Source organism: Rhizobium sp. 9140, from assembly GCF_900067135.1.
Classification (GTDB): Bacteria; Pseudomonadota; Alphaproteobacteria; order Rhizobiales; family Rhizobiaceae; genus Ferranicluibacter.
This window is the reverse complement of the sequence record NZ_FJUR01000002.1, coordinates 238,055-254,842: the sequence shown is the minus strand read 5'-3', so window position 1 is coordinate 254,842 and position 16,788 is coordinate 238,055. Positions and strand designations below refer to the sequence as shown.

Here is a 16,788-nt window from a genome sequence, read left to right as displayed (position 1 = left end):
ATATCGATGAGCAAAAAGCATAAAGCTTCCGACGGCAGCATCTTGACAAACCATCACAGCCATCTTCAATTGGCAGGATGTCAGACCAATCATTTTTGACCGAGTTCCTGTCGTGAGTGCGTCGCCCCGTTCACCGACGCGGATCGCGCCGTTGCCGCCGATGAACCGGGCGCAGCAGGTCGAGACGGCGCTGGCGCAGTATGTGGAGCATGCTGGCCTCAAGGCTGGGGACAGATTGCCAGCCGAGCGCGAATTGATGCTGGCGCTCAGTGTCGGCCGATCGACCATCCGCGAGGCGATCGGCAAGTTTCAGGCGCTGGGAGTCGTCGAGAGCCGCAAGGGCAGCGGCAACTACCTGCTGAAGCCAATTTCCGCCGGCACGGTCCATATGCCGCTCTCGTTCGAAACCGTCGGCCTTCGCGACGCGCTGTTGATGACGCTCGAAGTTCGCCGCGGCATCGAGGTGGAGGCCTCCATGGCTGCCGCCCGCCGCCGGACGGAGACGGACCTTGAGACCATCGAAGCCCGCCTCGACGAAATGGAGACCGTGCATCTTGCCGAGGGCACATCAGGCAAGGCCGATCTCGCATTCCACCTCTCGATCTACGACGCCACTCACAACCCGTTGTTTCGGCAATTGCTCGAACAGATGCGCGGCGGTTTCGAGCGCTTCTGGTCGAAGCCGTTCGACCGGCCGGATTTTGCGGCGCGCTCTTTTCCCTTCCACCGGACGCTCTTTGATGCGATCGCCGCAGGCGACGCCGAGGCTGCGCGGACGGAAACACTGAAGATCCTCGCCATCGTCGAGGAAGATATCAAGGACATGTCGAAATGACCCCAGGCCACGATCTCTTCGATCCCGCCTCGCTGATCGTCGCCCATGACGAGACCCATGCTTTCGAGGCCGTCGTGCCGCCGATCGTGCAGACCTCGCTTTTCACCTTTTCGAGCTATGACGAGATGGTCGCGACCTATCGGGGCGAGCGCAGCCGGCCGGTCTATACCCGTGGCCTGAACCCGACCGTCCGCCTGTTCGAGGAAATGCTGGCGAAGCTCGAAGGGGCGGAAGATGCGCTTGGTTTTGCGAGCGGCATGGCTGCGATCTCCTCGACGGTCTTGTCCTTCGTCGAGCCCGGGGACCGGATCGTCGCCGTCCGCCATCTCTACCCCGACGCCTTTCGCCTGTTCGGCACCTTCTTCAAGCGCATGAACATCGCTGTTACCTATGTCGACGGTCGCGACGAGGCGGCGGTCGAGGCGGCGATGCCGGGTGCAAAACTATTCTACATGGAAAGCCCGACGAGCTGGGTGATGGAGGCGCATGACGTGGGTGCGCTTGCGGGGATTGCCCGCCGTCACGGCGCTATTTCGGTCATCGATAATTCCTGGGCGAGCCCGATCTTCCAGCAGCCTTTGTCGCTCGGTTGCGATCTCGTGCTCCATTCGGCCTCAAAATATCTCGGGGGACATAGCGATGTCGTCGCCGGCGTCGTGGCAGGCCCAAAGGCGCTCATCGACCGTATTCGGGGCGAGGCCTATCCCTATCTCGGCGGCAAGCTCTCGCCGTTCGACGCCTGGCTGATCGTGCGGGGTCTGCGCACCTTGCCGATCCGCATGAAGCAGCATCAGGCATCCGCGCTGGAGATCGCGACGCGTCTTCAGGCGATGGATGCCGTGGAGACCGTGTGCCATCCCGGCCTTGCCAACCGCCTGCCGCCGGGGTTGAACGGCACGTCCGGCCTCTTCTCCTTCATCTTCCGCGAGGGTGTCGATGTCAGGGCTTTTGCCGACCGGCTTCGGCTCTTCAAGCTCGGCGTGTCCTGGGGCGGGCATGAAAGCCTGATCGTTCCCGGCGAGGTCGTACTGGAGCAGAAGGCGCAGCCAAATTCCGCACACACCTTCGGCATCAGCGCCCGTTCCGTCCGTCTGCATGTAGGGCTGGAGGGAACCGAAGCGCTCTGGGCCGATCTGGAGCCCGCCATCCACGCCGCGACATCAACCACTGCGGCCTGAGACTGTCATTCACACATTAAAAAAAGGGAGAACAGCATGAAACGCCTGATCGCAGCCACACTCTTCACAGCCCTCATGGCCGGCACGGCGCTGGCCGATACCACCCTGAAGCTCGTCGAGGTCATCACCAGCCCGGAGCGAACCGAGACGCTGAAAAGCATCGTTTCCAAGTTCGAAAGCGCCAATCCGGGTACCAAGGTCGAGATCGTCTCGCTGCCCTGGAGCGATGCCTTCCAGAAGTTCGCGACCATGGTCTCGGCCGGCGACGTGCCGGACGTCATCGAAATGCCGGACACATGGCTGTCGCTCTACGCCAATAACGGCATGCTGGAGAGCCTGGAGCCCTACTTGAAGGAGTGGGAATACACCAAGGACCTGAGCGCCCGCACGCTGGAACTCGGCCGCGATGTCAAGGACACGGCCTACATGCTGCCCTACGGTTTCTATCTCCGGGCGATGTTCTACAACAAGAAGCTGCTCGAACAGGCCGGCGTCACCGAGCCGCCGAAGACGCTGGAAGACTTCGCCGAGGCGTCCAAGAAGGTTTCGGCCATTCCCGGCAAGTACGGCTATTGCCTGCGCGGCGGCCCGGGCGGGTTGAACGGCTGGGTCATGTTCGGCGCCAGCATGGCCGGCTCCAATAGCTTCTTCAACGAGGACGGCACCTCGACTTTCGACAGCCCCGGTTGGATCAAGGGCCTCACCTATGTGGTCGATCTCTACAAGAATGGCTATGCTCCGAAGGACAGCGTCAACTGGGGCTTCAACGAGATCGTCGCCGGATTCTACTCCGGCACCTGCGCCTTCCTTGATCAGGATCCGGACGCCCTGATCGCGATTGCGCAGCGCATGAAGGCCGAGGACTTCGGCGTCATGACCATGCCGAAAGGCCCGGATGGCAAGACCTTCCCGACCATCGGTTTTGCAGGCTGGTCTATGATGGCCTCGTCTGCCAACAAGGATCTCTCCTGGAAGCTCATCTCGACGCTCGAAGGGCCGGAAGGCAATATCGAGTGGAACAAGAAGACCGGCGCCCTGCCGGCTCTGACGACCGCCGAGAAGGATCCGTTCTATCAAAGCGAACAGTTCAAGGGCTGGTTTGCGGAGCTTGCCGACACGAATGCCGTGCCGACGACCATGCCGACCTATCTCGAGGAATTCGCCTTCTTCAAGGACTCGCTGGTGATCAAGACCTCGCAGGAAGCGCTGCTCGGCGATATCACGCCGGAAGAGCTTGGCAAGCAGTGGGCGGACTACATGACGAAGGCGCAGAAGAAGTTCCTCGCCTCGAAGTAATTTTCCGTCGAGACGCCCGGCGCGCTTTCCAGGCGCGCCGGTTGCCGCCTTCACGACAGCACCGACCTCCAGGTGACGAGACCATGACCCCTTCCACGACCGGCAGCCGCCCGCGCCCGCGCAAGCCTTTCGCAAGCCGGCTTGCCGATGCCGCTGAGCCATGGCTCTACACGGCTCCCGTGCTCGTCCTCATCATCGCCGTCATGCTGGTGCCGCTGGTGCTCGGGCTCTCCTACGCGTTCCGCGATATCCAGCTGCTCAATCCGTTCTCGGGCGGGTTCGTCGGGCTCGATCATTTCCGCGAACTTTCGCAAGATACGGCATTTTATCGGGCGCTGCGCAACACGCTCTGGTGGACCGGCGCGTCCGTCTTCCTCCAGTTCTTCTTCGGCCTCATTCTGGCTCTGCTTCTTGACAAGCCGTTTGCAGGGCGCGGCCTTGCACAGGCGCTGGTCTTCCTGCCCTGGGCCGTTCCCACCTTCCTTGCCGGGCTCAACTGGGCGTGGATGTTCAATCCCGTCATCGGCCCTTTGCCGCATTGGATGGTCTCCCTCGGTATCCTGTCTGCGCCGAACAATATCCTCGCCGATCCGCAGCTCGCCATGTGGGGACCGATCATTGCCAATGTCTGGTGGGGCATTCCGTTCTTCGCGATCACGCTTCTCGCCGCACTTCAAGCCATTCCGCGCGATCTTTATGAGGCAGCTGCGATCGACGGCGCCAATCCGTTGCAGCGCTTCACCTCGATAACGCTGCCCTTCCTCGCGCCGACCATCGCCATCACGGTCCTCCTGCGAACGGTCTGGATCGCCAATTTCGCCGATCTCATCATCGTCATGACCAATGGCGGCCCGGCCGACCGCACCCAGATCGTCGCCAGCTACATCTTCACGCAGGCGTTCAAGCGGCTCGATTTCGGCTATGCCTCCGCCATCGCGCTGGTGCTGCTCGTGCTGCTGCTCGCCTATTCCATGGTGATCGTGGTCATCCGCCAGCGCCTGATCGAGAAGGATTGAGCATGGGCATGAGCATGAGCATCCTTCTCACCATCGCGCATCGCCTGGCCATTCTTGCCTATGTCGTCTTTGCGCTGTTCCCACTCTACTGGCTGCTCAAGGTGTCGGTGACGCCGAACGATCTGCTCTACAGCGAGGGCGTGCGAATGTGGCCATCGCATGCGACGCTCGAGCATTATCGCTACGTTCTCGAAAACAGCGCGTTCCCGGTCTTCTTCCGCAACAGCCTGATCGTTGCAGGATCCACGGCGCTGGCGGTCACGCTGATCTCGTCTCTGTCAGGCTATGCGCTCTCCCGCTTTACGTTCCGAGGCAAATATGCGGTCGTGGCCTTGATGCTGATCACCCAGATGTTTCCGCTGGTCATGCTGGTCGCGCCGATCTTCAAGATGCTCTCGCCACTCGGTCTCACAAACAGTCTCACCGGCCTGATCATCGTCTACACTGCCTTCAACGTGCCGTTTGCGACCTTTCTCATGCAGTCCTTCTTCGATGGCATTCCGAGGGATCTGGAGGATGCCGCGATGATCGACGGGGCAAGCCGGTTCACAGCCTTTCGCCAGATCATCCTGCCGCTGACATTGCCCGGCATCGCCGCCACGCTCGGCTTCGTCTTTACGGCCGCGTGGAGCGAACTGCTCTTCGCGCTCATGCTGATCTCGGGCAACGACAGCGCGACATTCCCGGTCGGGCTTCTCACCTTCGTGTCGAAATTCTCCGTCGATTTCGGGCAGATGATGGCGGCGGGCGTTATGGCGCTGGTGCCGGCCTGCCTCTTCTTCCTCCTGATCCAGCGGTATCTCGTGCAGGGCCTGACGGCCGGCGCGGTGAAAGGATAATCCATGGCCTCCATCGAAATGCGCGATATCGTCAAGACCTATGGAGACCACCCGGTACTCCACGGCGTCGATCTGTCGATCGAGGACGGTGAGTTCATCGTTCTCGTCGGCCCCTCCGGCTGCGGCAAATCGACCCTGCTGCGGATGATTGCGGGACTGGAATCGATCTCGTCCGGGACGATGTCGATCGACGAGCGCGAGGTCAACGACCTGAAACCCAAGGACCGCGACATCGCCATGGTGTTCCAGTCCTACGCGCTCTATCCGCACATGACCGTTGCCGACAATATGAGCTACAGCCTGCGCCTGCGCCGCACGCCGAAGGAGAAGATCGCCGCCGCCGTTGCCGCCGCATCCGCCAAGCTCGGCCTCGACCCCTTCCTCGGCCGTCGCCCGAAGGCGCTGTCCGGCGGCCAGCGCCAACGCGTCGCCATGGGTCGCGCCATCGTGCGCCAGCCAAAGGCCTTCCTGTTCGATGAACCATTGTCCAATCTCGATGCGCGCCTGCGCGAACAGATGCGGGCCGAGATCAAGCGCATGCATGCCGAATTCGGCGCGACGTCGGTCTACGTCACGCATGACCAGATCGAGGCGATGACGCTCGCATCGCGCATCGTCGCGATGAATGCCGGTTCGGTGCAGCAGATCGGGGCGCCGCTCGAACTCTACGACCGGCCTGCCAATCTCTTCGTCGCGGGCTTCATCGGCTCGCCGGGCATGAACATGCTGGAAGGCACGATGGCCTCTGATAACGGGACGAGCCTCGTGCGCCTGACCAACGGAACGACGATCTCGCTGGGGCAGACGGTGGACCTGGCCGAGGGAACGTCCGTCACGCTCGGCATCCGTCCCGAGCATGTCGCCATTCGCCCCGTGACCGGAGGCGTTGCGGCGTCCGTCGAACTGATCGAGCCGACCGGCCTGGGTATCATTCTCCACCTCACGGTGCATGGGCTGCCGTTCAAGATCTTCACCAGCGACCGGGCGCTTCTGGCACCGGGCACAGACCTGACGGTCGGCTTTCCCGCGGAGCGCTTGCATCTCTTCGGCCCGGATGGTCAGCGGACTGGACTCGGCCCGTTGGAAGGGAGCGTGGTCTCGTCGCTGACCGCGTCGTGATTGTCACACGCGGTCTCGTGATCGTCGAGCGACGTCTTTAGGGGAACCTATCGGGTGGTTTGCGTCTTCTCCAGGCTGCAGACTGCGCCGATCGTGGTCTGCGTCATTATCCCACAAGACGGAGTCACCATGACAAAGCGCAATATCTTCATCGCAACCGCGACCTTCACTCTCTTTGCTGGCGCCGGCGTCGCCTTTGCGCAGGCTCCTGCGACAGCATCGGTCGACGTGTCGGGAAAGACGATGATTCCGGGCTTCAACGTCACGGCGGACGATCTGGAAAGCATGAACGTCTACAACGCGGCCGGTGAAAAGATCGGCGAGATCGAAGACGTCGTGGGTAGCGACAAGACGACGCCGACCGGCGTGGCCATCGATTTCGAACGCAGCGCCAATCTCGGCCGCGAGGATCGGGTGATAACCCTCGACAAGGTCAGGCAGGACGGTCTGCGTCTGGTCGTTGATATTGATGCCGCCGCTGCTGCACAATTGCCTATCTACGACGATTGATCGGAACGAACGCAGGCGACCGGCTGCTTTCGCCTCGGAGATCGGAAACCGGCCCCTTCGCGCGGCCGGCTTAGCTTTGAGCAGGGCTCGACATCGTCGTGCTCTCTCGATCGTCCAAAGCGTCGTACGTAACATGATGTTTTCAGCTGCGCTCGATGGCTTTCGCGGCCGCATCCAGCGCCGAGGCGATCGCCTCGATGGTCTCGGCATCGACCGTTTTCTGCCCGGCCTCTCCTCAACGGCCTTGATCAACTCGTAGCCATGACTCGGACGGTCCGCGCAGCTGGTTACTGGGTCATTGGGAAAGCGGATGCCCATGAGACGTTCGTTTGAGAAGCGCGCGTAACACAAACGAAAACAGGCCCGGCGGAAGGCCGGACCTGTTTGGTCTCGTCGATCACACGTCGCCTAGAAGACGGCGAGATACTTCAGTAGCGAGATGATGCCGATGATGATGACGATGATCTGGACGATCTGCTTCGCACGTCCGTCGATCGGCAGGCGTGCGACGAGATAGAGAACCAGAACAACGACGAGAAACGTGATCAGGATGCTGATCAGTGCAGAACTTCCCATAACCCCAACTCCTTACATTCAAGGCCTCCGGGAAAAGCCTCCAGGACGCTGAAGGTTGAGATATAGCGGTTCCCTGTGAAGGGAAGGGCGTATCCGTCTGAAATCGATGGAAACTTCACGATCGCCGTCGATTCGCACACTCAGTCGCCGATCAGCCCGTCGAAGACTTCAAGCATCGCCTCGGAAATCGCCGTGCCCAGCGCTGCGGCGGTGGTGGCCAGAGCGTCGTCGTTCATGTCGCGCGCGGCAATCGCGAAGGCGGCGCCCTCGCTGGTGACGATCTCCTGTGCGCGCTGGATCGCCCAGAGCGCAAAGTCGCTGCGGCTGCCGATTTCGGTGGTTTCCACGGGCTTGCTCCTGACGTTGACCTGTCATCGGGTTATACTGATCTGAACGAGTCCCGATAGACTCAAAGGACGAGACGGGCATAAGAGGCGGCCGATGGCAGTGCAGTTCGATATGTTTGCGCATGAAGCGCGCGAGACGGCGCGACCGGCGACGCGACGCGCGCGACCGACGCTCTTGTCGTCCGGCCCGGCGGCGGAAGCGAACCTTGTCGAGCACTTGACCGGTACCGGACGCTACCGGATCCTGCGCAAGCTGGAGCCACGCGCGGTCACCACGGAGCCGAGGCCCGGCTTTCCGCTGCGCGGCGTCATTCTGGATACGGAAACGACCGGACTCGATCATCGCCGCAACGAGATCATCGAGATCGGCGCCATCGCGTTTACGTATCATTCGAATGGAGACATCGGGGACATCACCAGCGTCTTCGGTGGCTTGCGGCAACCTCTGGCACCTATTCCTCCGGAGATCACGCGTCTGACGGGGATCACGGACGAGATGGTCGAGGGGCAGCAGATCGACGTGGCGGCTCTGGAAGCCATGGTGGCTCCCGCCGACCTGATCATTGCCCATAACGCAGCCTTCGACCGGCCATTCTGCGAGACCTTCCACCCGGTCTTCGAACGCAAGGCATGGGCCTGCTCGAATGCGGAGATCGACTGGTCGGCACGCGGTTATGAGGGCACCAAGCTCGGTTATCTTATCGGTCAGGCCGGTTTCTTTCATGAGGGGCACCGGGCGGTGGACGATTGCTTCGCGCTTCTCGAAGTGCTGAACCGTGCGGTCGATGGCGTTCCCACGGCGTTTGCCGAACTGCAGGAGGCAAGCCACGCCAGCCGCGTGCGCATCTATGCCGAGCACAGCCCCTTCGACATGAAGGATCACCTGAAGGCACGCGGCTATCGCTGGGCGGACGGCAGCGACGGGCGACCGAAATCCTGGTGGATCGAGATCGCCGAAGAGGCGGTAGACGAGGAACTGCGGTTCCTGCGCAGCGAGATCTACCGCTATCCCGAAGCCGATCCGCCGATGCGGCGGCTAACGGCCTTCGACCGTTTTCGTGCCTGATCCGAACCCCTTTTTAGAGTCCTGCTTCTATTGCATGGCTGCACTGCAAAGACAGCTCTGGGATATCCCGACAGGATCCGTATATTACTCGTCAACGAAGCGATGCACCTCCTCCCGCAAAGCTTCGTTCCTCAGACGCTCCTCTCCTCCTCCCAGGGACGTCTGTTCGAACATCGGCACTCCTCCTCCCAGCCAATGTTCGGTTTTTTCGGAAAGCCTGCCGCACCTCCTCCCGCGGCAGGCTTTTCCGTTTCTGGAGGTCTCTCGTTTTTGTTGCTTGAGCGTGACCGTTTCGATCACCGGCTTCGGCGTCCATTACCTTTCCAAGCGTTTGGCGCATGCGAAAACGCCCTGCATCGCGAAATGCAGGGCGCGGGAATAGGTGACGATACGTGGTCGCTATCGGAAAACGGCCGGGAGCCAGAGGGAGAGCGCGGGAATGTAAGTGACGAGCAACAGCACCGCGACGCTCGCGCCGAAGAACGGCCAGATCGTCTTCATTGCTTCGCGGATCGAAATTCCCCCGACGGCGCAGCCGACGAAGAGCACCGTTCCCACGGGTGGGGTGTTCAGCCCGATGCCGGCATTCAGGATCATCACCACCCCGAAATGCACAGGATCGACACCGAACGCCTTGACGACGGGCAGAAGCACCGGCGTCGCTATGATCACCAGAGGTGCCATATCCATGAAGGTGCCGAGCAACAGCAGCAGGATGTTGATCACGAGCAGGACGATCAGCGGATTGTCGGAGATGGCGCTGATCGCGCCGATCATCAGGGTCTGCACCTGCAGGAAGGCCATGAGCCATCCGAACGAGGCCGCCGTGCCGATGACGAGCAGCACCATGGACGTCGTCCGCGCGGCACCCAGAACAGCTTCGATGAAACCGGCCCAATCGAGTTCGCGGTAGACGAGCGTGGCCACGAGGAAGGCGTAGAGCACGGCGATGCAGGAGCTTTCCGTGGCCGTGAAGACACCGGAGCGTACGCCGCCGAAGATGATGCCGATCAGGAGAAGGCCCGGGAAGGATGCAAGCAGGTAGTAGCCGAGTCGCGAGAAGCCGGGGAAAGGCTCCGACGGATAGCCGCGGCGGCGTGCGACGATATAGGCCGTGATCATGAGGGCGCCGGCCAGAAGCATGCCGGGGATGATGCCGGCCGTGAAGAGGTCGGCAACGGAAACGTTGCCGCCGGCCGCGATCGAATAGAGGATCATGTTGTGCGACGGGGGAATCATCAGCGCAATGATGGCGGCGTTGACGGTGACGTTGACGGCATAGCCGCGATCGTAGCCGCGCGCGGCCATCTGAGGAATCATCAGCCCGCCGACGGCGGAGGCATCAGCGACCGCCGACCCGGAGATGCCGCCGAAGAGGGTCGAGGCGACGATATTGACCTGCCCGAGGCCGCCCTTGAGGTGGCCGACGAGACCGGCCGCAAAGCGGATCAGCCGGGTGGCGATGCCACCGCGCACCATCAGGTCGCCCGCGAAGATGAAGAACGGGATCGCCATCATCGCGAAGACGTTCATGCCGGAATTCATTTGCTGGAATACGACGATCGGCGGCAAGCCCATGTAGAGCACCGTGGCGACCGATGCGATGCCGAGGCAGAAGGCGATCGGCATGCCGATGAACATCAGCGTGACGAAGGTTCCGAAGAGTACGGTATAGGCCATTACGCAACCTCCGTCAGCACGACAACGTCGGTGACTTCCTGACCGAGGGACACATCGACGAAGCGCTCCGCTGCAAACAGCGATATCAACGCGCCGCCGACGATCATGGGAATGAAATCCACTCCGCCGGGCCAGCCCAGAACAGGAATGCGCGCGGTCCATGTGCCGGCTGCCAAGAGGATGGCATAATAGGTCATGGCGATGCCGAAGAGCGTGATGAGGCCGAGGCTGACCTGATCCATCAGTTTCTGAACGGCGGGCGGGACCATGTGGTGCACGAGATCAAGGCCCAGATGCACGCTTTCGCGCACGCCGACGGCGGCACCCAGCAGGATGAACCAGGACATGAGGTGCAGCGACAGCGGCTCCGACCAGCTCGGCGTGTCGTTCAGCACATAGCGCGCGAAAACCTGCCAGCCGATGATCAGCGTCATCGCGATGATCCCGAGGCCGGCGAGATAGATCGCCGTCCGATTGAGTAGGGCCAGAACGCGCCTTACTGACGACATGAAATGCCGCATTGCAGAAACCTCCCAAAGAGCCGGTGGAAAGCCCCGGCCGGCATGCGAAAACAGGCCCCGGTCAGGGGCCTGTCGAAAGCGGTTTTACTGAACGGCCTGTACGCGCTCGAGCAGGTCCTTCATGGCAGGCTCGGTAACGAAGCGGTCGTAGACGGGCTTCATCGCATCGGCGAACTGCTTCTTGTCGACCTTGATGATGTTGTTGCCGGCGGCGCGAACCTTCTCTTCGGAAGCCTTCTCGCGCGCCAACCACAGTTCCCGCATCTTGCCGACGGAATCCTTGGCGGCCTGGCGCAGGAGCGTCTGGTCTTCCGGCGTCAGTTTGTCCCAGGATATCTTGGAAATGACGAGGATCTCGGGGTTCAGGGAGTGTTCGGTCAGCGTGTAGTTCTTGGCAACTTCGTAGTGGCGAGCGGACTCGTAGGAGGGCCAGTTGTTCTCGGCACCATCCACGACGCCGGTTTCAAGCGACGAGTAGACTTCGCCCATCGGCATGGGTGTCGGGTTGGCGCCGAAGGCCTGCATCATGGCAATCCAGAGGTCGGATTGCTGGACGCGGATCTTCATGCCCTTCAGATCGTCCAGTTTCTCGATCGGCTTCTTGGTGGTGTAGAACGAGCGGGCGCCGCTGTCATAGAAGGCAAGGCCGACGAGGCCGTGCGGCTCGAAAGCCTTGAGCACTTCATCGCCGATCGGTCCGTCCACCGTATGGTGCATATGCTCGGTGGAGCGGAACAGGAATGGCAGACCAAGAACCGTCGTTTCCGGTACGAGGTTGTTGAACGGCGCGGCGTTGACGCGGTTCATGTCGATCACGCCAAAGCGCGTCTGCTCGATCGTGTCCTTCTCGTTGCCGAGAACGGCATTGTTGGACACCTCGATCTTGATCCGGCCGTTCGACCGTTCCGAGAGCAACTGCCCCATATATTTGACCGCCTCGACGGTCGGATAGCCGTCGGGATGGATGTCCGCGGAACGCAGGGTAATTTCCTGCGCCTGTGCGGTCGATGCGGCGAGGGCGATGCCCAGCGCCATGATCAGCTTGCCTGCAATGTTCATGTGTTTCCTCCACCTTTTCAAGAAATCCGGCTCTCCTCTGCCGGGTCGCGTCAAACTCTCTTTTCGACCGCCTGCCATGCGGGAAGGCCGAACAGTTCCTCTGGATTATCGACCAGCGCCTGACGGATGGCCGCTTCGTCGCCGATCCAGCTCAGAACCGTGTCGGCCAGAGCAATGTCGTCGGGATAGGCATCCTGCGTCTTCGCCAGATTGTGCGGCCAGTTGCTGCCCCAGACGATGCGCTCCGGCGCGTGCACTGCCAGAACACGCGAAAAGCCGGCGACATCGACGTAATCAGGTGCACCGGACCGGGAGGACTCGTAGACGCCGGCGAATTTGAACCAGCACCGACCGCCATCCAGCAGCCCTCGCAGGGCAGTCACCTCGGCGCCATCCGGTGCGGCACCAGCAAAGAACTTGCCGTGATGATCGAACACCCAGCGCGATTTGAGCGCCTTCAGCCGGTCGACATGGTCGAGGATACGGTTGCCGTCGAACTGGACGGCGAGCATCCAGCCACGGCTTGCAGCCTTGGCATCGACCGCTTCCAGAGCATCGAGGCCGACGGCGCCGCCCGGGAGATCCATGATGCGCACACCGACGACGCCCGCAGCCGAGAGACGATCGAGTTCGCCTTCGCTCGTCTCGGCATCGATGACGGCAACGCCGCGGGCGACGTCGCCCATCTCCGTCAGGCAGGCGATGAGGTTGCCGTTGTCGCGCTGATGGGCATTGCCCTGTGTGATGATGACGCGATCGATGCCGAGCCAGCGCATGAAGGCGCGGTATTGATCGGCGTCGGGCAGGCTACCCGCCGGAAGATCAGGACCACCCGGCTGCGCTGGATATCCGGGCAGATACATATGCATTTGCGAATCGACGGAGCCTGCAGGGAAGGCGATTCTCGGTGCTGGCCCTGAAAGAGGTCTGACGAGCATTAGATGTCCTTTCCTGCGTCGGGCATGCGATATTCGGCCAGCGCATCGCGATCGACCTCGATGCCGAGGCCAGGGCCATTCGGGATCGTGACGACACCATCGACATGATCGATCGGTGTTTTCACCACGGCCTGCCGGAACGGGTTTTCCGTGCGGTCGAATTCGAGAATTGGCTCCACAGGATTGACGCGCACCGGGCTCGGCACTATCGCCGCCATGAACTGAAGGGCTGCGGCGATGTGCACCGCCGTTCCCCAGACATGCGGCACGACGCGCACGCCATGAAGCGCGGCAAGATCTGCGATTCTCCGGGCCTCCGTAAAGCCGCCGGTGCCCGCAAGATCGGGTTGGAGGATATCGACGGCGCGGGTTTCGATGGGTTCGCGCATGCCCCAGCGGCTGTGCCACGTCTCGCCGCCCGCAACGGGGATCGGCTGGCGATCGCGGACTTCGCGATAGGCGGCAAGCTGCTCGGGCACGACAGGTTCCTCGAACCAGTCGATATCGAGTTCGGCCGCAGCATTACCGAAGCGGATGGCGTCCAGCGCATCGTAGCCATGATTGGCATCGACCATGATGCGGAAGTCCGGGCCGACGGCATCGCGCACGGCCTGCACGATCGCCAGGTCTTCTGTTACGCCGAAGCCGATCTTGATTTTGCTGGCGTGGAAGCCTTCGCGCTGGTAGCGAGTGATGTCAGCGACATTGTCATCAAGGCGGTTGACGCCGTCGCGCTTGAAACTGCCCGTGGCATAGGCTTTGACGCTCTCGCGAAAGCGGCCGCCTAGCAGGGTGGAAACCGGCACGCCGAAATGCTTGCCCTTGATATCCCAGAGCGCGATGTCAATACCGGAGAGCGCCGTGATGGCAAGGCCGCGCTGGCCCTGATCGCGCAACGCATTGTAGAGCACGGCCCAGATCTTTTCTGTTTCCAGCGGATCGGCGCCGATCAGCCACTGGGTATAGGCCTTGACCACGGCCGCGTTGGGCCGGGCAGGGCCGAGGCATTCGCCCCAGCCGACGAGACCGTTGTCACAGACTACCTCCACCAGGATATGCGCCCGACGGTCGAACCGCATGGATGCACTTTCAAACGGCGTCGGCAGCCGGTATTCCAGCAGATGGGTGTGGACCGCAGCGATCTTCACCTCAACGCCTCCAGGGGTCGATCAACCTGTCGAGGATGCCCTCTTCCTCGGCTGTCAGGTCCGAGAGCGGCGAGCGAACCGCGCCGGCATCGAAGCCCTGCAGCCGCACGCCAGCCTTGACGGCGGCAACGGCATAGCCTTTGCGACGGCTGCGGAGCGCCATAAAGGGATAGAAGAAATCCTTCAGGATCGTTTCGCAGCGCGCACGGTTACCGCCACGCAGGGCGTCGTAGAATTCCACCGCGAGCTTCGGCACGAAGTTGAAGACGGCGGAGGAATAGGTGGTGAAGCCCGCCGCCAGATAGGCTTCCGCGAACAATTCTGCTGTCGGCATGCCGCCGAGATACGTCAGCCGGTCGCCCATGGTGGCGGAGATTTGGCGGATGAGACCGATATCGCCCGTGCCATCCTTGAAGCCGACGAGGTTGGGGCAGGCGTCGCAGAGCTTCTGCAGCGTATCGACCTGTATGACCGAATTGTCGCGGTTGTAGACCATGACGCCGACGCCGACCGACTGGCAGACGCGCCGGACATGCTCAAAGATGCCGTCCTGCGGTGCATCGATCAGGTAATGCGGCAGAAGCAGAATGCCATCGGCGCCTGCCTTCTCCGCGCTGCGCGCGATTTCAATCGCGATCTCGGTGCCATAGCCGCAGCCGGACACGATGGCGGTCTTGCCGGCCGCTTCCTTCGCGGCGCGGATGATGTCGGGAATTTCGCGTGGAGCGAGCGAGAAGAATTCGCCCGTCCCACCGGCTGCAAACAGAACGGGCGCCGGGAAACCGGCCAGCCACTCGACATGCCGACGATAGCTCTCGGCCTGGAAAATTCCGTTTCCATCAAAATGGGTCACGGGAAATGACAACAGGCCAGCGCCAAGCGCGACCTTTACGTCTTGCGGGTTCATCAGTATGTCCTCTTTGCCTCCTCCGGCATCCCGAGGTCTACAAGTTCGTCAGACGTGTGTCAATAACCTGTCATACAGCTTTTCTGTTCTCGCGCAGGAGCGAGCGATAGCGCGTCTGGCTCCCGCGCAAGTGACGGCGCATCGCCTCGCGCGCGCCGTCGTCGTCGCCGTTCGAAATCGCGAACACGATAGCGCGATGCTCCTCATCGATCAGCTTGAGATAGGCCGTCTGGTCGGTCTCCTCGTCACCTGTGCGCAAGGCCGCTCGCGGGATGACGTTGGAGCCGATCATCGAGAGGAAATCGCGGAAACGCGGATTGTTCGTGGCCTCTGCAATGGCGAGATGGAGTGCGAAATCTGCCTCCGAACTCGAGGTGCCTGCTTCGAGGCAGGCGCGAACCGCGTAATGCCGCTCCAGAATCACTTCCTCCTGCAGCGGAGAGCGCCGAAGGGCTGCAAGCCCAGCAGACTCGACCTCAACGGCTGTCCGAAGCTCCAGAACCTCGATCATGGAGGAGACGCGCGCCGGATCGATCGACTGCAAAGATAGAGCAGCCGGCACCAAGAGCTGCGGTGGCTCCAGCACGAAGACGCCGGCGCCCTGACGCGTATCGACCAGCCGGTCGGCGCGCAGGCTGGCGATGGCCTCGCGCACCACTGTACGGCTGACGCCATGCGATTTGCCCAGTTGCGCCTCGCTCGGAAGCTTGGTGCCGGGCGGAAAGCGACCGTCCACGATGGCTGTGCGCAGGCTTTCTCCGAGCCTTGCCGTCAGGGTGCCTCCCGTGGCGCGGGCCTTGTTCATTCTTCGCGTCTCCGACTGGTATTCAATGCAGTATACGTGCATCCGCTGCCACTGATATAGCCGATGTGTTGACGCGATACCAGCAGCCTGTATGATAAGTTTGGCAACACAGGAGGAATGACCGTTGAAACGACTGCTGGTAACCGGCGCTGCGGGCGGGTTGGGCCGCGCGATGCGCGAGCGCCTGGGCAAGATGGCCGACATCGTCAGACTGTCCGACATTGCCGACCTCGGAGACGCTGCGCCGAACGAAGAGCTGATGCCGTGCGACCTCGGCGATGCCGACGCCGTGATGGCGCTGGTCGAAGGGTGCGATGGCATTCTGCACCTTGGCGGCATCTCGGTGGAGGACACGTTCTCGAAAATCCTCAACGCCAACATCGCCGGCCTCTACAATCTATACGAGGCGGCACAGGCACACGGTCAGCCGCGCATTCTCTTTGCGAGCTCCAACCACACGATCGGCTTCTACCGGCAGGACGAGCACATCGACACGACATCACCAATGCGTCCTGATGGACTTTATGGCGTCTCCAAATGCTTCGGCGAAGCCCTGGCGCGGATGTACTACGAGAAATTCGGGCAGGAGACGGCACTGGTCCGCATCGGCAGCTGCTTCGAAAAGCCGCGGAACCACCGCATGCTCGCAACCTGGATGTCGTTCGACGATTTCGAAGCGCTGATCGGGCGGGTCTTTCATGCGCCGTTACTCGGCTGCCCGATCATCTGGGGTGTTTCGGACAACGACTGCTCGTGGTGGGACAACAGCGCGGCCGCCTATCTCGGATGGCGTCCGAAGGATAATGCAGAAACATTCCGGGCCGAACTCGACGCTGCGATACCCATGCCGCCGAAAGACGATCCCGCTTCGCTTTACCAGGGCGGGCCTTTTGTGGCAGAGCCGATCCATCGGGATCGCTAGGTCGGTCGGAAGCAGGCAAGCGAGAG

At 61.8% G+C, this 16,788-nt stretch carries 19 protein-coding genes; 10 read left to right on the top strand and 9 right to left on the bottom strand.

All coding sequences use genetic code 11. The annotated features are described in order from the left end of the window. Positions 1-160 precede the first annotated feature (160 nt). The 8 genes from GA0004734_RS18600 (at position 161) to GA0004734_RS26700 (ending at position 7,052) form a co-directional block, all read left to right on the top strand. On the top strand, positions 161-835 hold the full coding sequence (locus GA0004734_RS18600) for a FadR/GntR family transcriptional regulator (RefSeq protein ID WP_092936819.1): 675 nt from the start codon (positions 161-163) through the stop codon (positions 833-835). After that, positions 832-2,013, top strand: a complete 1,182-nt coding sequence (locus GA0004734_RS18595; protein WP_092936817.1) for a PLP-dependent transferase — start codon at positions 832-834, stop codon at positions 2,011-2,013. Before GA0004734_RS18600 ends, GA0004734_RS18595 begins: the two co-directional genes overlap by 4 nt. Before the next feature lie 36 nt (positions 2,014-2,049). Then, a complete protein-coding gene (locus GA0004734_RS18590; RefSeq protein ID WP_092936815.1) occupies positions 2,050-3,309 on the top strand; it encodes an ABC transporter substrate-binding protein in 1,260 nt (419 codons plus the stop codon). Positions 3,310-3,392: 83 nt separating this feature from the next. Beyond that, the gene (locus GA0004734_RS18585) at positions 3,393-4,325 is read left to right on the top strand and encodes a carbohydrate ABC transporter permease (protein WP_092936813.1); all 933 of its coding nucleotides are present in this window, start codon (positions 3,393-3,395) and stop codon (positions 4,323-4,325) included. Between the two features lie 8 nt (positions 4,326-4,333). Then, entirely contained in the window at positions 4,334-5,164 is an 831-nt protein-coding gene (locus GA0004734_RS18580) for a carbohydrate ABC transporter permease (protein WP_092938157.1), read from the top strand. A gap of 3 nt (positions 5,165-5,167) precedes the next feature. Further along, positions 5,168-6,283 carry an ABC transporter ATP-binding protein gene (ugpC, locus tag GA0004734_RS18575; RefSeq protein ID WP_092936811.1) on the top strand — a complete coding sequence of 372 codons (1,116 nt, stop codon included), beginning with the start codon at positions 5,168-5,170 and terminating at the stop codon, positions 6,281-6,283. A gap of 129 nt (positions 6,284-6,412) precedes the next feature. Continuing rightward, positions 6,413-6,793, top strand: coding sequence for a PRC-barrel domain-containing protein (locus GA0004734_RS18570; protein ID WP_092936809.1), 381 nt, complete (start codon positions 6,413-6,415; stop codon positions 6,791-6,793). Positions 6,794-6,926: 133 nt separating this feature from the next. After that, the gene (locus tag GA0004734_RS26700) at positions 6,927-7,052 is read left to right on the top strand and encodes a hypothetical protein (protein WP_280949517.1); all 126 of its coding nucleotides are present in this window, start codon (positions 6,927-6,929) and stop codon (positions 7,050-7,052) included. A gap of 149 nt (positions 7,053-7,201) precedes the next feature. Here the strand turns inward: GA0004734_RS26700 and GA0004734_RS18565 are convergent, their stop codons facing one another. Together GA0004734_RS18565 and GA0004734_RS18560 are read right to left on the bottom strand one after the other, a co-directional pair. Next, on the bottom strand, positions 7,202-7,369 hold the full coding sequence (locus GA0004734_RS18565; RefSeq protein ID WP_092936807.1) for a Thivi_2564 family membrane protein: 168 nt from the start codon (positions 7,367-7,369) through the stop codon (positions 7,202-7,204). Positions 7,370-7,509: 140 nt separating this feature from the next. Then, positions 7,510-7,716, bottom strand: a complete 207-nt coding sequence (locus GA0004734_RS18560) for a hypothetical protein (protein WP_092936805.1) — start codon at positions 7,714-7,716, stop codon at positions 7,510-7,512. 94 nt (positions 7,717-7,810) lie between these two features. Here GA0004734_RS18560 and GA0004734_RS18555 point away from each other — a divergent pair, with 94 nt between their 5' ends. Then, positions 7,811-8,782 (top strand): 3'-5' exonuclease, encoded by a 972-nt coding sequence (locus GA0004734_RS18555; RefSeq protein ID WP_092936803.1) that lies wholly within the window; start codon positions 7,811-7,813, stop codon positions 8,780-8,782. 399 nt (positions 8,783-9,181) lie between these two features. Here the strand turns inward: GA0004734_RS18555 and GA0004734_RS18550 are convergent, their stop codons facing one another. The 7 genes from GA0004734_RS18550 to GA0004734_RS18520 form a co-directional block, all read right to left on the bottom strand. After that, entirely contained in the window at positions 9,182-10,462 is a 1,281-nt protein-coding gene (locus GA0004734_RS18550; protein WP_092936801.1) for a TRAP transporter large permease, read from the bottom strand. Beyond that, positions 10,462-10,983, bottom strand: coding sequence for a TRAP transporter small permease (locus tag GA0004734_RS18545; protein ID WP_092936799.1), 522 nt, complete (start codon positions 10,981-10,983; stop codon positions 10,462-10,464). Before GA0004734_RS18545 ends, GA0004734_RS18550 begins: the two co-directional genes overlap by 1 nt. An 84-nt stretch (positions 10,984-11,067) precedes the next feature. Then, positions 11,068-12,042 carry a TRAP transporter substrate-binding protein gene (locus GA0004734_RS18540; RefSeq protein WP_092936797.1) on the bottom strand — a complete coding sequence of 325 codons (975 nt, stop codon included), beginning with the start codon at positions 12,040-12,042 and terminating at the stop codon, positions 11,068-11,070. A gap of 50 nt (positions 12,043-12,092) precedes the next feature. After that, on the bottom strand, positions 12,093-12,980 hold the full coding sequence (locus GA0004734_RS18535) for an amidohydrolase family protein (protein ID WP_092936795.1): 888 nt from the start codon (positions 12,978-12,980) through the stop codon (positions 12,093-12,095). Further along, on the bottom strand, positions 12,980-14,128 hold the full coding sequence (locus GA0004734_RS18530) for a mandelate racemase/muconate lactonizing enzyme family protein (protein ID WP_092936793.1): 1,149 nt from the start codon (positions 14,126-14,128) through the stop codon (positions 12,980-12,982). Before GA0004734_RS18530 ends, GA0004734_RS18535 begins: the two co-directional genes overlap by 1 nt. A gap of 1 nt (position 14,129) precedes the next feature. Next, positions 14,130-15,035: a 5-dehydro-4-deoxyglucarate dehydratase gene (gene kdgD, locus GA0004734_RS18525; RefSeq protein WP_092936791.1), complete on the bottom strand. Its 906-nt coding sequence runs from the start codon at positions 15,033-15,035 to the stop codon at positions 14,130-14,132. Positions 15,036-15,105: 70 nt separating this feature from the next. Continuing rightward, positions 15,106-15,840, bottom strand: a complete 735-nt coding sequence (locus tag GA0004734_RS18520) for a FadR/GntR family transcriptional regulator (RefSeq protein ID WP_092936789.1) — start codon at positions 15,838-15,840, stop codon at positions 15,106-15,108. Positions 15,841-15,964: 124 nt separating this feature from the next. Between GA0004734_RS18520 and GA0004734_RS18515 the strand changes: the two genes are divergently transcribed. Then, entirely contained in the window at positions 15,965-16,762 is a 798-nt protein-coding gene (locus GA0004734_RS18515; protein ID WP_092936787.1) for an NAD-dependent epimerase/dehydratase family protein, read from the top strand. Positions 16,763-16,788: the final 26 nt, after the last annotated feature.

Coding starts and splice junctions, on each gene's coding strand:
- GA0004734_RS18600 (WP_092936819.1), top strand. CDS start 161: ATGAACCGGGCGCAGCAGGTCGAGACGGCGCTGGCGCAGTATGTGGAG.
- GA0004734_RS18595 (WP_092936817.1), top strand. CDS start 832: ATGACCCCAGGCCACGATCTCTTCGATCCCGCCTCGCTGATCGTCGCC.
- GA0004734_RS18590 (WP_092936815.1), top strand. CDS start 2,050: ATGAAACGCCTGATCGCAGCCACACTCTTCACAGCCCTCATGGCCGGC.
- GA0004734_RS18585 (WP_092936813.1), top strand. CDS start 3,393: ATGACCCCTTCCACGACCGGCAGCCGCCCGCGCCCGCGCAAGCCTTTC.
- GA0004734_RS18580 (WP_092938157.1), top strand. CDS start 4,334: ATGAGCATGAGCATCCTTCTCACCATCGCGCATCGCCTGGCCATTCTT.
- ugpC (WP_092936811.1), top strand. CDS start 5,168: ATGGCCTCCATCGAAATGCGCGATATCGTCAAGACCTATGGAGACCAC.
- GA0004734_RS18570 (WP_092936809.1), top strand. CDS start 6,413: ATGACAAAGCGCAATATCTTCATCGCAACCGCGACCTTCACTCTCTTT.
- GA0004734_RS26700 (WP_280949517.1), top strand. CDS start 6,927: ATGATGTTTTCAGCTGCGCTCGATGGCTTTCGCGGCCGCATCCAGCGC.
- GA0004734_RS18565 (WP_092936807.1), bottom strand. CDS start 7,369: ATGGGAAGTTCTGCACTGATCAGCATCCTGATCACGTTTCTCGTCGTT.
- GA0004734_RS18555 (WP_092936803.1), top strand. CDS start 7,811: ATGGCAGTGCAGTTCGATATGTTTGCGCATGAAGCGCGCGAGACGGCG.
- GA0004734_RS18550 (WP_092936801.1), bottom strand. CDS start 10,462: ATGGCCTATACCGTACTCTTCGGAACCTTCGTCACGCTGATGTTCATC.
- GA0004734_RS18545 (WP_092936799.1), bottom strand. CDS start 10,983: ATGCGGCATTTCATGTCGTCAGTAAGGCGCGTTCTGGCCCTACTCAAT.
- GA0004734_RS18540 (WP_092936797.1), bottom strand. CDS start 12,042: ATGAACATTGCAGGCAAGCTGATCATGGCGCTGGGCATCGCCCTCGCC.
- GA0004734_RS18535 (WP_092936795.1), bottom strand. CDS start 12,980: ATGCTCGTCAGACCTCTTTCAGGGCCAGCACCGAGAATCGCCTTCCCT.
- kdgD (WP_092936791.1), bottom strand. CDS start 15,035: ATGAACCCGCAAGACGTAAAGGTCGCGCTTGGCGCTGGCCTGTTGTCA.
- GA0004734_RS18520 (WP_092936789.1), bottom strand. CDS start 15,840: ATGAACAAGGCCCGCGCCACGGGAGGCACCCTGACGGCAAGGCTCGGA.